This is a genomic window from Listeria ivanovii subsp. londoniensis (assembly GCF_000763495.1).
Lineage (GTDB): Bacteria > Bacillota > Bacilli > Lactobacillales > Listeriaceae > Listeria > Listeria londoniensis.
Genome location: NZ_CP009576.1, coordinates 590,006 through 603,846, shown reverse-complemented (window position 1 = coordinate 603,846; position 13,841 = coordinate 590,006). Strand labels below are relative to the sequence as shown.

The following is a 13,841-nucleotide window of genomic DNA, read 5'->3' as shown; positions in this document are numbered from 1 at the left end:
ATTTTATCCATTTTCCATAAAAAAAGTGACTCCAATAAAATCGGAATCACTTTTCTTATTTTTATTTGGCAAATTGTGGTAAGAATTCTTTATGTGCTTCTAACATTTCATCGAGAATAGTTTTAGCTAAGTCACCGCTTGGAACGAGTGGATTCGATGTGAAAGCTTGAAGCGCTGTTGCATAGTCACCTGTTACAGCTGCTTCGATAGTTAACTCTTCCATTGATTTCATTACTTGTAGTAAGCCGCGTTGTGCTGGTGGGAATTTACCGAAGTTTACTGGTTCTGCTCCGTGTGCACGAATAACACTGGTAATTTCTACTGCGCTATCGTAAGGAACGTCATCAATTGCGCCATTATTACGTGTTGATACGACCATTAATGTTCCTTTGTTATTGTATATCGAGTTAATAATTTCGCAGGCAGCGTCACTATAATGCGCGCCTCCACGTTTGGATAATTCTTCTGGTTTATGATCAAGATTTGGATCTTTGTAAAGTTCGAACAAACTATCTTCTAATTTTTTCACAACTTCTCCGCGAGTACCTTCGTTTTTGAATGATGCCAGTTCTTCTTCAAGCATTGCATCTGTCATGTAGTAATAACGGTGGTACGGACAAGGAAGCATTTTTAAGTGTTTTACTTGTTCGTATAAGAAGCGCATGTTTTTGATGTTTTCAACGACTTTTCCAGGGTTTGCATTTGGTCCGTAAAGTCCATCAATCACTGTTTCTGTGAGCTCTGTGCCATCTTTATCAAAAATACGGTGCCAATGTAGATGGTTAATCCCTGCAAATTTGAAAAATAGATCTTCTTCTGGTTTTCCAAGGACATCAGATGCGCTCTTAATTGCGCCAATTGGTACATTACAAAGGCCAATAACTTTGTCCCATTTACCGTATCTAAGGACAGCTTCGGTTACCATTCCTGCTGGGTTTGTGAAGTTAATTAGCCACGCATCTGGGCATAATTCGCGCATATCTTCTACGATACCAAGAATGACGGGAATTGTCCGGAATGCTTTAAACATCCCACCTGCGCCGTTTGTTTCTTGACCGATAATTCCGTGACTAAGTGGAATTCTTTCATCTTTAATACGAGCTTCGAGTAAACCAACACGAAATTGTGTTGTAACAAAATCTGCATCTTTTAAAGCTTCACGGCGATCGAGTGTTAAATGTACTTCGCAGTCAATATTTGCTGCTTTAACCATCCGTTTTGCCATATTACCAACGATTTCTAGTTTTTCACGTCCTGCTTCAATATCAACTAGCCAAAGTTCTCTGATTGGAAGTTCATGATAGCGTTTAATAAATCCTTCAACAAGTTCTGGTGTGTAGCTTGATCCTCCACCAATTGTAACGATTTTTACACCTTTTTTCATAATTTACTTACCTCCTAGTAGTTTTAAAGCGGTTTCTTTTCTTCTAACTCATCATAATTCATGTAATGCATTACAGGTCAAGGATTAATTTTTAATTTATCTAAACTGGCTATTTAGTGCGGTTTTTTGGTATACTGAATAAAGAGCTACGAGAAATCGAGGTGTTTTGGAAGTGGCAAATATTCAAGAAATCGCGAAACTTGCGGGTGTTTCATCGGCAACTGTTTCACGAGTGATTAATAAACGTGATTATGTCAGCGAAGAAACTAGAAAACGTGTCCAGACAATCATTGATCAACTAGATTATGTGCCAAACCTAAATGCAGTTTCATTAAAAAAAGGCACAACAAAGCTAATCGGTATGGTAATTCCGAGTTTCACTGACTCGCTGAATGTTTTTTTAAAAAGTTTTACGATGATTGCACAAGAGCATGGCTATAATGTCACTTTGTTTATGACAAGAATCGACCAAGATAAGGAACTAGAAGCACTAGAAATGTTACGCCAAAAGAAAATTGACGCACTTGTTCTGGTGATTCGTTCTAACGACTGGAAAACGATTGAACATTATACCAAGTACGGACCAATTGTGACTTGGCAACGTGTAGAAAGCGAAAAAATCCCTTCTGTTTTTATGAACCAATATGATGGGTATACGTTAGCTTTGGAGCATTTATACGAAAAAGGTTACCGGAAATTTGTGAATGTTTATGGGAATACTACTGGTCTCAATACTCAAAGTCGAATGCTTGCTTTCAAAGATTTTTGTGAGCGTTATGACCTTGATCCGCATGAGTTTAGACAATTTTATGGGCTTGGTAGCAGGCAAGACGGGGAAAAAATTGCGCATTGGTGGGAAAAGACGGAGCATAAACCTGATGCTTTCTTGACACCGAATGATTATTTCGCTGCGGGATTGCTGACGGAGGCAAGACGTTCTGGACACCGCATCCCGGAAGATTTTGCGATTTGTGGTTTTGATAATATGGAAATTGCTCATTTGCTTGATATGACGACGATTCATTATCCAGTGAATTTACAAGCGGAAAATGCTTTTATGCTTATTATGAATCAATTATTCGGAAGTGATTTACCGCTGATTGATTTGGATTTCCATTTAGTAGAAAGAAAGACGACTTAAAAAGGTTTCCTCTTTATTTTGAGAGGAAACCTTTTTTCTAGTTTTTAAAGGAGTGAATTGGGGCTGGTATACGTCCACCACGAGCAATGAAATCAGCTGATGATTTCCCATTTACCGGCATAACTGGGGCGGTTCCGAGTAATCCACCAAATTCGACCATGTCGCCAACTTTGGTTCCGCTTGCCGGAATAACGCGTACAGCAGTTGTTTTATTATTGATGACGCCAATCGCTGCCTCATCTGCAATCATCGCGGCAAGTGTTTCGGCCGTTGTATCACCTGGAACAGCAATCATATCAAGCCCAACGGAACAAATCGCCGTCATTGCTTCAAGTTTTTCTAAATTGAGGGCACCTTGCTGAACTGCTTCAATCATCCCTGCATCTTCTGAAACTGGAATGAACGCGCCAGATAATCCACCAACATGACCACAAGCCATTACGCCACCTTTTTTCACAGCGTCATTTAAAAGAGCAAGTGCAGCAGTAGTTCCGTGTGTTCCGACCATCTCTAAGCCCATTTCTTCTAAAATATGCGCAACTGAATCACCGATAGCAGGGGTTGGCGCAAGGGATAAATCGACAATTCCAAATGGAATACCAAGTTTTTCGGAAGCGACTTGCCCAACAAGTTGTCCCATTCGGGTAATTTTGAAAGCTGTTTGTTTTACTGTTTCGGCGACAATATCAAATGGTTCACCTTTTACTTTTTCGATGGCACGCTTCACAACTCCGGGGCCGCTTACGCCAACGTTGATAACACAATCTGCTTCACCAACACCGTGGAAAGCTCCCGCCATAAATGGGTTATCTTCCACCGCATTTGCAAAGACAACCAACTTCGCACAACCTAAGCCTTGTGTATCCGCGGTTAAATTTGCTGTTTCTTTAATAACCTCACCCATTTGCCGAACCGCGTCCATGTTAATTCCTGTTCGGGTTGAACCGACATTAACAGAAGAACAAACTCGTTCTGTCTCTGCCAGTGCTTGCGGAATGGAGCGAATCAAGATCTCATCGCCTTTTGTATATCCTTTTTGAACAAGCGCAGAAAAACCTCCAATAAAGTTAACACCAACTGCTTTCGCTGCTGCATCAAGTGTCTTCGCGAATTCTACATAATCTGAATCTGCGCTTGAACCAGCAATAATCGCGATTGGAGTTACTGAAATTCGTTTATTAATAATTGGTATTCCAAACTCAGACTCAATCGCTTCTCCAACAGAAACTAAATTTTGCGCTTTCGTTACTATTTTGTGATAAATTTTCTTTCTAGCAACTTCCCCGTCGCCATCCATACAATCAAGTAAAGAAATACCCATAGTAATGGTTCGAATATCTAATTTTTCTTCTTCAATCATTCGTATCGTTTCTAAAATTTGATTTGTTTCCATGCTAGAATTGCCTCCATTCTATAGTTTATGCATTGCGTTAAATATCTCTTCACGCTGAATATGTATTTTTACTTGGAGGTCCTCCCCTTTTCCAGCTAGTTCTGATTTTACTTCATCAAATTCTTTGGTGATTTGGCTAATATCGCACATCATCATCATCGTAAAATATCCATCCATAATTGTTTGCGATACATCCGCTATATTTATGTTAAGTTCTGCTAATTTATTACTGACACCGGCAATAATTCCTACATTATCTTTACCAATTACTGTTAAAACTGCTCTCACTGTCAACACTCCTTTAGTTCGTTAATACGTTCCATTATAGCATAAAAATCTAAATCTTGTGAAAAAGGAAACAAATTTATCCCACTTGCCACGAAGTACAGTATGAAGCCATTGGCAAGCTATTTTCCAGATGAATAAGCTTTGTTTGGCTTAGCAAAAATGATTTGAATTTATCTGGCACGCCTAAGTCAGCTTCCAGTTCTTTTGCGATAAAATTCTTTGTATATTCGATTTCCCAGCGACTATCTTGCATCTTTTCCGAATAAATACTTGCTTCTTCCCCAATTTTCCAGTGATGTTCAGCGATTATTTCTTTTAAATCAAAAGGGCTGATAAATGTGCGAATATTCGACTGCGTTTCTTTTTTAAAAGCCTCATAAGAAGCTTGAGTTAGAACAGCAAGCAGATGGGAAGATTGTTTGACATCCGTTATTTGCGGGTCCCATTCGGCATAACAAACGCGGTTCGCCCACTTACTAAGTAAAATGAGCATTCTAGTAAGTTCTTCTTTTGAACTAAAATACCAAGAAGCATGAGATAAAACGGCTACATCAAATTCCAGGTCACTAAAAGTAATATCTCCTTGTAAAATATTTGTAGCCAGCTTAAAATCCATTCTATTACCAAGAGGAGACTTCTTCAAATGGTCAGTGGCATCTCCGAGTGTAAACGGTGCTCCGTATGATTTTGGAGCAATATCAATTCCTTGAACAAAACCATTTGAACCAACTGCATTTGCTAGTACTGCTGTTGTATCTCCTTGCCCACACCCAACTTCAAGAACACGATCACCTGACTTTATTTCCCAAAAATCGACTAATTTCATACGATGGTCGGTTTGCGTTTGCTGGATTTCTTGATTAGTTAGTAACATGCAATCAACTATTTCATCTAAATTCATATCTTTCCTCCAATCAAAAATAAGAGTCCCCTCCTATTATAGAAGGTAACTCTTGTTTTTACACGTCATATTCTAATTTTTTTGTCGCTAAATCAAGTAGCAAATCATAACGATGAGAAATACTAGAAAAAATACATTCGTCTTTTTGGAAAGAAATTATGTTCTTGAGTAAAATTTCTTGATCGATTGTACCTAAATATAAGTTTTGCTACTTAATTTTCTTCCTATATTTTAGAGCTATCTCAAATAACCGAAAATGTAGTGGATATTTAAAAAGATAATATTTTAAGAAGATATTCATCCGGCGATATTTACGTAAGATGAATAGGACAGTCACTCCAAGTATAATAATCGTTAAAAGCACAAATGCTCCAAAGACAGTTACTTTTTATTATTACTATTTTTCGTCTCAAAACTTTCCTCTTTTGTGCCGGCTCCTTTTTTGAATCGATAAGAATGAACCGTATTGTCATTTTCTACAATAGCTGCATTATTTAATAAAGGAACATGGTCTAAATATGTTTAAACACTTTTCTGCTAAACAGGGTATAATAAATAAAAATCCCTCTTGACTCTAACGCTGCGTCATACTTTATAGTAAATACAGAAGGAGGAATCACTCATGCAAACAAAAGAATTAGCTGAATTAACAGGTGTAAGTGTGCGCACACTCCACCATTACGACAAAATCGGCCTTCTTGTTCCACAAAAAGACAACTCAAATGGTTATCGTATCTATTCAGAGCTAGATATCAACAAATTACAGCAAATTCTTTTTTTTAAAGCACTTGATTTTCCTTTGATCAAAATTAAGCAGATTCTTGATGACCCGTCTTTTGATAGGTCTGTTGCGTTCGCTTTACAACGCCGACTACTCGAAGACAAAAAACAGCATATCAGAACAATGATTGAAACATTAGACCAAACTCTCAAGAACGAAAAAGGAGAAATTACGATGTCAAACAAAGAAAAATTCACTGGATTTGACTTTTCTACTAATCTATATGAAGAAGAAGCGAAAAAAAATTGGGGCGGTAAAGTGCTTGAGCAAGCCAACGAAGCTATTAATAATATGGATAAGCACGAGAAATTGGCACTAAAAGAAATCTTTGAGACAGAATTTCGTAATCTAGCTGCCGTCAGAGATTTAGATCCGTCCTCAGAAGAAGCACAACTTGCCATACATCACTTCTTCCAATACTTGAATGATACTCATGGCGATATTTATACATTAGAAATTTTCCGTAACCTTGGAGAAATGTATATAACAGATAACCGCTTTACTAAAAATATTGATCAATTCGGTGATGGTCTAGCTTTATTTCTTAAAAAAGCAATGAAAATATATGCAGAAAACAACTAAAATGATTGGCGTATATTAGAAAAGGGTATCATATTATAGATTTCATTAATTTGCATAATAGTGTAGAATAAACATTATTATGAATTTAAAGGGAGGTACTTATGTTTAAATACATCTTACTATCACTAAATGGGTATAAAGCATCCTATTTACGAAATGATGTTATTTCAGGTGTTGGTGTTGCGGCTCTTACTATTCCCGTAGCCATGGGTTATGCACAAGTCGCAGGCATGCCACCGATTTATGGGTTATACGCATCTTTCCTACCAGTTATTGCGTATGTTATTTTTGCAAGTTCGCCACAATTAGTATTTGGAATTGACGCTACCGCTAGTGCCATTACCGGTTCAATCATTTTAGGGACGGCTGGTCTTGCTGCTGGTTCAAAAGAGGCCATTGCACTTGCGCCTATACTTGCTTTCTTTTGTGCAATATTTTTAGTGCTTTTTTCTATATTAAGACTCGGCCGATTTGCAAAATATATTTCAGCACCAGTTCTTAGTGGATTCATTTCAGGACTTAGCGTTTCCATTATTATGGGCCAGATTCCTAAGATAATGGGCCTAAAAGAGAGTGGAGATAGTTTTTTCTCTAGTTTAAGCATTATTTTTGGTCAATTTTTCCAATCGAATTGGCTTTCACTAACAATGGGTCTTGTTACAATTATCATTGTCATCACTAGTAAAAAATTAATCCCCAAAATTCCTATGTCATTAATTGTTTTAATCATTGGAACACTAGCAGCTTATTACTTTAAACTTGATCAGTCAGGCGTTGATATTGTTGGTAAAATACCAGTAGGCTTCCCTTCACTTGGACTTCCAGATTTTGGCGCAAGTTCTTGGGCTTTAGCAATTGGTGGCGGGTTAATTTGTGCAATTGCCACATTTGCTGGTTCGCTTCTACCCAGTGAAAGCTTTGCACTACGGAATAAATATACGATTGACGATAATCGAGAACTATTTTCTTACGGTATTTCAAATTTCGTCGCATCCATTTCCGGTTGTCCGCCGACAAGTGCAAGTGTGTCAAGAACTGCTGCTAACGAACAATTCCACGGGAAGACACAAATGGTTTCGATTGTTGCAGCCACAATTATTGCACTTATTGTTGCCTTTTTAAGTGGCTTACTTTACTATATGCCACAACCAGTCTTGTCTGGTATTGTTTTTGCAGCACTAGTTGGTATTATTGATATCGATGTTCTAAAAGGGTTATTCAAAGTCTCTCATCGTGAAGCAACTGTTTGGATTGTTGCAGCAGTTGGAACACTCCTAGTTGGTGTTATTTTCGGTGTATTACTTGGAATCGTGTTATCATTCATTAATGTAATAAGTCGTTCGATGAAATCTCCTATTGCTATTTTAGGTGTCATCGAAGGCCGACATGGTTACTTCGATTTAAAACGCAAACCAGAAGCGAAACCAATTCCAAATGTGGTTATTTATCGTTATAGCGCTTCCCTTTTCTTCGGAAATTTTAATAAATTCGCTGACGGCTTAAAGAATGCTGTCCAAGATGATACAAAACTAGTAATTTTTGAGTCTAGTGCGATTATTAATATTGATACCACAGCTACCGAAGAGTTAAAAGACTTACTTAAATGGCTCGACGATAAAGACATTGAATATTACTTCGCTGACTTAATTGATCATTTAAAAACGAGCTTTAGAAAACATGAGCTTGGTTATATTATTGATAATGGCTATACGAAGAAAACCGTAGAAGATGCACTTGATGCTTTTTATAATAAAAAATAATTAAAAAATGCTTAGCTTAAGTATCAAACTCAAGCTAAGCATTTTTTTCGTCTTTATAAAAGTCCAAAAATCCGCGGACTAATAAACCGAACAAAAGGAGACACGATAAAAATTTGTAAAAATAAAGCTACAAAATAATTTCGTAAAATGAGAACTCCTAAATGGCTCCAGTCCTGTTGATTAACAAGGAGACTTAGCGTTGACATTAACACACACATAAACGTAACCATCAACAATTGCATCATTATGATTTTTTTTAATGTCGAAGCTTTCTCGCTTACTATCATGCTGTGTATACGACTAGCAATCTTCCCTACAATAAAAAAATCTAATAAAAACCCAATGAAAACAAACGGTATAAATGCTTTTAAAACAATCACAAAAGCTCCTGAATTAACTCCATTTTCTAGAAATATATTATAAGAACTCATACATAAAATCATTAAAGAACACATAATAAATGTAAAAACGACCTTTTCTTTCCGATTACTGTACATACTTTCACCTCCCAAAGAACAATCGTAGCAAATAAAAAAATTCTTCGTAAGTGACAATTTTGTTACAAAAAAAGTTTTGCTCAGAAATCTAAGCAAAACTTGCTATTTAGCGTTTTTCTTGATCAATTTGTGTCCTTATTTCCCGGGCAATATTTTCAATTGTGTAAAGCGCAGGTAATTGAGAAGTAATATTCGCTTCTTGGTACATTTCTTTATTAATATAGTAAGCAATGTTCGCATCAGAAAGCCGGGCAATGGTTGATTTTGCGCTATTTGTGATTGAAATAACTTTGCAATTTTGCGCTTTTAATTGGTGAATATAACGAATAATATCTTTATTCTCTCCTTCAACCGATATCGCAATCATACAAATTTTAGCTGATAATTTGCTTGATAAATGATAAAACGGATGATTAAGCGGATCTTCAATATGTAGCGCTAATGTAAATAACGATGAAAAATAAATTGCACCATATTCCGCAATTACACCCGAAGAACCGACGCCTGCAAATAACACCAATTCCCGGTCGCGAAGAATTCGAACAGCATTTTGAATTTGTGCTTTAAATTCCGGTTGTGCGGTTCGCTTCAAAAAATCAATATAGGTTGTCTCGTCTGCCATATCAATTTGCGCCAATTTTTGTTCCTCCAAGTAAAGTTGTAACTTCACACGGAATTCTGAAAAGCCGTTACAACCGAATTTTCGACAAAACCGCAGAATCGTTGTCGTACTAACGTGTGCCTCGGTCGCTAAATCACGAATCCGCATGTAAACCACTTTATCTAAATTCGCCACAATATAATTATAAATATCTAATTCCGTATCATTTAATTCTAAATTTTTATCTAAAAAAAGCATTTCCACACCTCTTTTCGCTTTATTTTACCATGTAACACCTCGTTACTCAAATGTAACAAGTTCCTACTTAGGAAATCCTTACCTATTGTTCGCCAAATACTAGCTATTTTTTCATAATATTTCTATACTATAACTGTGAGAAGAAAAGGCTAGTTACAAAGAAGTAAGCCTTTTCAAAAAAATATCCTTGGAGGTATGAATAATGACTAAAGGTATTAAAATCGCAACTATTGGTGGCGGCTCAAGTTATACACCCGAATTAATTGAAGGATTTATTAAACGTCAAGATGAATTACCAGTTCGCGAATTATGGTTAGTAGACGTAGAAGCTGGCCGTGAAAAACTAGAAATCGTTGGTAATCTTGCAAAACGTATGGTGAAAAAAGCTGGCGTTAACATGGAAATACATTTAACACTTGATCGTGAAGAAGCTTTAAAAGATGCTGATTTCGTTACAACTCAATTACGTGTCGGTTTATTAGATGCACGTGTAAAAGATGAACGTATTCCGAATTCTTATGGCGTTGTTGGTCAAGAAACAAACGGACCAGGCGGCATGTTCAAAGGTCTTCGTACAATTCCAGTAATTTTGGATATTTGTAAAGATATGGAACGCCTTTGCCCAGATGCTTGGTTAATTAACTTTGCTAACCCAGCTGGAATGGTAACAGAAGCAGTTCTTCGTTATAGTAACCAAAAGAAAGTAGTTGGCTTATGTAACGGACCAATCGGCATCGAACGTAATATCGCTGACACGCTCGGTGTAGATGTTTCCGAAATTTACGTTGAATTCGTTGGTTTAAACCACATGGTATTCGCAAAAACCGTTTATCATAATGGCAAAGATGTAACAAAAGATGTTGTTTTCAAAATGACAGAAGATGAAGCTGGCTCAAGCCTGAAAAATATTAACGCAACTGGTTGGGACAAAACGTTCTTACGTACACTTAACATGATTCCAATCGACTACTTGCGCTACTACTGGCAAACAAAACAACAACTGGAAGACCAAGCTCGTGCATATGCGGAACATGGTACTCGTGCAGAAGTTGTTAAAAAAGTAGAAGCAGAACTATTCGAACTTTATAAACAAGAAGAACTTGCTGAAAAACCAAAACAACTAGAACAACGTGGCGGTGCTTATTATAGTGAAGCTGCATGTAACTTAATCAACTCGATTTACAACGACAAACGCGATATTCAAATCGTTAATACTCGTAATAACGGAGCAATCCTTGATATCGACCCTGATTCCGCAGTAGAAACAAACTGTGTTATCACTCGCCAAGGACCAATTCCACTAGCAAGCGGACGCCTTCCAATCGCTATCAACGGAATCATTCAAGAAATCAAGACTTTTGAACGTTTAACAGCAGAAGCAGCAGTAACTGGGGATTATGACAAAGCACTACTTGCGATGACAATCAACCCGTTAACTCCGAGCGAATCCGTTGCCCGCGAAATGCTGGATGAACTTTTAGAAGCCCACAAAGAATACTTGCCAAATTTCTTTAAATAAACAAAAAAGATGAGCCTTTTTCAAGGTTCATCTTTTTATATTCTCCAGTCCGTCAAATTATTCTCTAGATAATCAATCCCAAAAGCAAATAAGCCTATTCGATAGTCTGTCGTAAATTTTCGCGATAATAGAATTTTAGGTAGTCTTGCATATGGGTATATCTCCGCTAAACTAAGTGTCAATTCCTCCATAAAATCTTTTTGCCCGAAATAAAAGTTCGTATAGATAACAATCGTTTCTGGATCATAAAAACTCATTGTGAGTAGAACCATTTTGCGTATATGTTCTTTAATCTTGTCCACTGAAAAATCAAAGTTATCCCAATCAATTTGCAATGGTATATACTTAATTTCACCCGCAAGTCCATTCTTTCCTTTTAAAATCTCCCCATTCATGAGTAAGCCAGCACCTGGAGGAAAGCGTTCTGGGTAATAAAGCCCAACAATGTTATTTTCTGTGACAGGTCGATTTTTATAACCTAAAATTGCTGCATTCGTATCAGTCTCCACAAGCACCGGTAAATTCACTTCTGATTCCAATGTTTCTCGCAAATGTACATTCAAAAGTAGCGGAAAATCCATCGCCCGCAGTCTCCCACCAATTTCAATTCCAGGAACACCGATTACAATACAAGAAATCTTAGGGAAAGCACAAACATGGTCTTTAATATTTCTTTTCAGCGCATGTATATCTAAATCTTCCCCCGACATATCTTCCACAAACTCTACTTCGCCTAACAAATTATATACAGAAAAAGAATAAGTGATTTTCTTCCATTTTTCTTGTAAACTAACGACCAAAATTTGTTGGAAATTCGGATTAATTTTGTATGAAATTGCCCTTCTTCCGCCAGTTACAACTGAACTATCTTGCTCGATAATTTCGTCATCTTCTTCTAAAGCGCGTATTAACTTGTTCACTGTAACCACACTTAGGTCTGTTATTTCTGCAATTTCTGCTTTCGTCATCGCGCCCCGCTGACGTAAAATCGATTTGATATGTCGCTTATTCAATTCTTTCAAATCACGTGGAAGTGCCATCCAAACCGCTCCTTTCCAAAAAGTTAATAAACAAACTTTATAAACTATATTTAATATTATTTTAACTGTTCGCCTAATTTTTGTCAAAAAAAGAACTTCTCAATTAAGAGAAGCTCCTGACCTATCATTATTTTGCTTTTCGAATAAATAACGAGCAAACAAGGCCAATACACGCCATAATTAATCCGAAAACAAAGGCGTTTTGGATTCCGGCTGTAAGTGATGCAACCATTTCTTCCGGTCCAGCTCCTTGCGCGGTTTCCATGTAAGCCTTTTGTCCAGCTGTCATAATCGTGATTGCGACAGCCGTTCCAATTGCTCCAGAAACTTGCTGCAACGTATTCATAATCGCTGTGCCATCTGGATATAACTTACGAGGCAGTTGATTTAATCCATTGGTTTGCGCAGGCATCATGACCATCGAAATCCCAATCATCAACACCGAATGAAGTATGATAATTGTCAATGCCGTCGTATCTGTTTCAATTCTCGTTAAAAAGAATAACGCAATAACAGCGACTACAAACCCTGGAATAACAAGTGCGCGCGGGCCATACGCATCAAACAACCGACCAGTAAATGGCGACATCAAACCATTTAATACTCCACCCGGAAGCAAAACAAGTCCCGCCGAAAATGCTGCGAGTGCTAAACTATTTTGCAAGTAAAGCGGAAGTAGAATCATCGTCGAAAGGATCATCATGAAACTAATAAATACCAAAATAAGTCCTAGTGTGAACATCGGATATTTAAAAACTTTTAAGTCCATTAACGGTTTTTCCATTGTCAGTTGGCGCCATACAAATAAAGCAAGTGAAATTCCACCAACAATAATTGCTGTTAGAACTGTTGCGCTACCCCAGCCATTTTCTCCTGCACTACTAAAGGCAAATACAACCCCACCAAATCCTAGTGTAGAAAGAATAATCGATAAAATATCAATTTTCGGCTTTGTTACAACCGAAACATTTTGCATATATTTAATTCCAAATAATAATGCGATAATTAAGAATGGTAAAGAAATCCAGAAAATCCAATTCCATGTTAGGTTTTCCAAAATCAGTCCAGAAATGGTCGGACCAACAGCCGGCGCAAACATAATAACTAGCCCAATCATTCCCATCGCAGAGCCACGTTTATGCTCTGGGAAGATTAATAAAATGGTATTAAACATTAATGGTAATAATAGTGCTGTACCTACTGCTTGTACTACACGCCCTACCATTAACATTGCAAACGTTGGTGAGATTGCTGCAATTAGTGTCCCAGCAATCGAAAAGCTTACTGCTGTAAAAAATAATCCACGAGTTGTAAACCATTGTAAAAGTAATCCGGAAATCGGTACTAATATTCCAAGCGTTAATAAGTAACCAGTTGTAAGCCACTGCACTGTTGCTGAACTAATATCAAACACCTGTATCAAATCACTAAGCGCCATATTTAATGCCGTTTCACTAAATAACCCAATAAATCCTGCCATCAAAAATGAGGCAATAATTGGAATCGGCCGAATCTTCCGCTCCATTGCTCTTTCTTGCTGCATATAATTTCCCCCTTTTCAGACTAAAATATAGTAGTCTATGTTTGATATTACGGAGATTTGGGTAAGAAGTCAATTTTCGTAGCTTCATTTTGATAATAATTTTTCTTTTCAAAGCTTCTCGCAAAAAAATAGGTGCAACCAGACTCACCTGAT

12 protein-coding genes and 2 pseudogenes are annotated in these 13,841 nt (G+C 37.2%); 4 read left to right on the top strand and 10 right to left on the bottom strand.

Annotated elements, in window-relative coordinates; all coding sequences use genetic code 11:
• Positions 1-61 precede the first annotated feature (61 nt).
• Positions 62-1,384: a 6-phospho-beta-glucosidase gene (locus JL53_RS02880; RefSeq protein ID WP_003718638.1), complete on the bottom strand. Its 1,323-nt coding sequence runs from the start codon at positions 1,382-1,384 to the stop codon at positions 62-64.
• A 172-nt stretch (positions 1,385-1,556) separates the two neighbouring features.
• Here JL53_RS02880 and JL53_RS02875 point away from each other — a divergent pair, with 172 nt between their 5' ends.
• A complete protein-coding gene (locus JL53_RS02875) occupies positions 1,557-2,525 on the top strand; it encodes a LacI family DNA-binding transcriptional regulator (RefSeq protein WP_038406710.1) in 969 nt (322 codons plus the stop codon).
• A gap of 37 nt (positions 2,526-2,562) precedes the next feature.
• On the opposite strand, the gene JL53_RS02870 is transcribed toward JL53_RS02875, so the two are convergent.
• From JL53_RS02870 to JL53_RS15795, 5 genes and pseudogenes are all read right to left on the bottom strand, one after another.
• Complete coding sequence (locus tag JL53_RS02870; RefSeq protein WP_038406709.1) at positions 2,563-3,918, bottom strand: PFL family protein; 1,356 nt, start codon at positions 3,916-3,918, stop codon at positions 2,563-2,565.
• Positions 3,919-3,936: 18 nt separating this feature from the next.
• Positions 3,937-4,206 (bottom strand): ACT domain-containing protein, encoded by a 270-nt coding sequence (locus tag JL53_RS02865; RefSeq protein WP_003718634.1) that lies wholly within the window; start codon positions 4,204-4,206, stop codon positions 3,937-3,939.
• A 76-nt stretch (positions 4,207-4,282) separates the two neighbouring features.
• Positions 4,283-5,107 (bottom strand): class I SAM-dependent methyltransferase, encoded by an 825-nt coding sequence (locus JL53_RS02860; RefSeq protein ID WP_038406708.1) that lies wholly within the window; start codon positions 5,105-5,107, stop codon positions 4,283-4,285.
• A 67-nt stretch (positions 5,108-5,174) separates the two neighbouring features.
• Positions 5,175-5,315 (bottom strand): annotated as a pseudogene (locus JL53_RS15285) (diguanylate cyclase domain-containing protein); the annotation flags it as partial.
• A gap of 93 nt (positions 5,316-5,408) precedes the next feature.
• Positions 5,409-5,596 (bottom strand): annotated as a pseudogene (locus tag JL53_RS15795) (hypothetical protein); the annotation flags it as partial.
• Between the two features lie 133 nt (positions 5,597-5,729).
• Between JL53_RS15795 and JL53_RS02855 the strand changes: the two are divergent.
• Together JL53_RS02855 and JL53_RS02850 are read left to right on the top strand one after the other, a co-directional pair.
• On the top strand, positions 5,730-6,470 hold the full coding sequence (locus JL53_RS02855; protein WP_038406707.1) for a MerR family transcriptional regulator: 741 nt from the start codon (positions 5,730-5,732) through the stop codon (positions 6,468-6,470).
• 101 nt (positions 6,471-6,571) lie between these two features.
• Positions 6,572-8,230: a SulP family inorganic anion transporter gene (locus JL53_RS02850; RefSeq protein WP_003718630.1), complete on the top strand. Its 1,659-nt coding sequence runs from the start codon at positions 6,572-6,574 to the stop codon at positions 8,228-8,230.
• 53 nt (positions 8,231-8,283) lie between these two features.
• Here the strand turns inward: JL53_RS02850 and JL53_RS02845 are convergent, their stop codons facing one another.
• Complete coding sequence (locus JL53_RS02845; protein ID WP_003718629.1) at positions 8,284-8,727, bottom strand: DUF2798 domain-containing protein; 444 nt, start codon at positions 8,725-8,727, stop codon at positions 8,284-8,286.
• 106 nt (positions 8,728-8,833) lie between these two features.
• Positions 8,834-9,586, bottom strand: coding sequence for a MurR/RpiR family transcriptional regulator (locus JL53_RS02840; RefSeq protein ID WP_038406706.1), 753 nt, complete (start codon positions 9,584-9,586; stop codon positions 8,834-8,836).
• A 202-nt stretch (positions 9,587-9,788) separates the two neighbouring features.
• On the opposite strand from JL53_RS02840, the gene JL53_RS02835 reads away from it, so the two are divergent.
• A complete protein-coding gene (locus JL53_RS02835) occupies positions 9,789-11,105 on the top strand; it encodes a 6-phospho-beta-glucosidase (protein ID WP_003718625.1) in 1,317 nt (438 codons plus the stop codon).
• A gap of 35 nt (positions 11,106-11,140) precedes the next feature.
• Here JL53_RS02835 and JL53_RS02830 read toward each other — a convergent pair whose 3' ends face one another.
• Positions 11,141-12,145 (bottom strand): ROK family transcriptional regulator, encoded by a 1,005-nt coding sequence (locus tag JL53_RS02830; protein ID WP_038406705.1) that lies wholly within the window; start codon positions 12,143-12,145, stop codon positions 11,141-11,143.
• A 127-nt stretch (positions 12,146-12,272) separates the two neighbouring features.
• Positions 12,273-13,688 (bottom strand): DHA2 family efflux MFS transporter permease subunit, encoded by a 1,416-nt coding sequence (locus JL53_RS02825; protein WP_038406704.1) that lies wholly within the window; start codon positions 13,686-13,688, stop codon positions 12,273-12,275.
• Between the last annotated feature and the right edge of the window lie 153 nt (positions 13,689-13,841).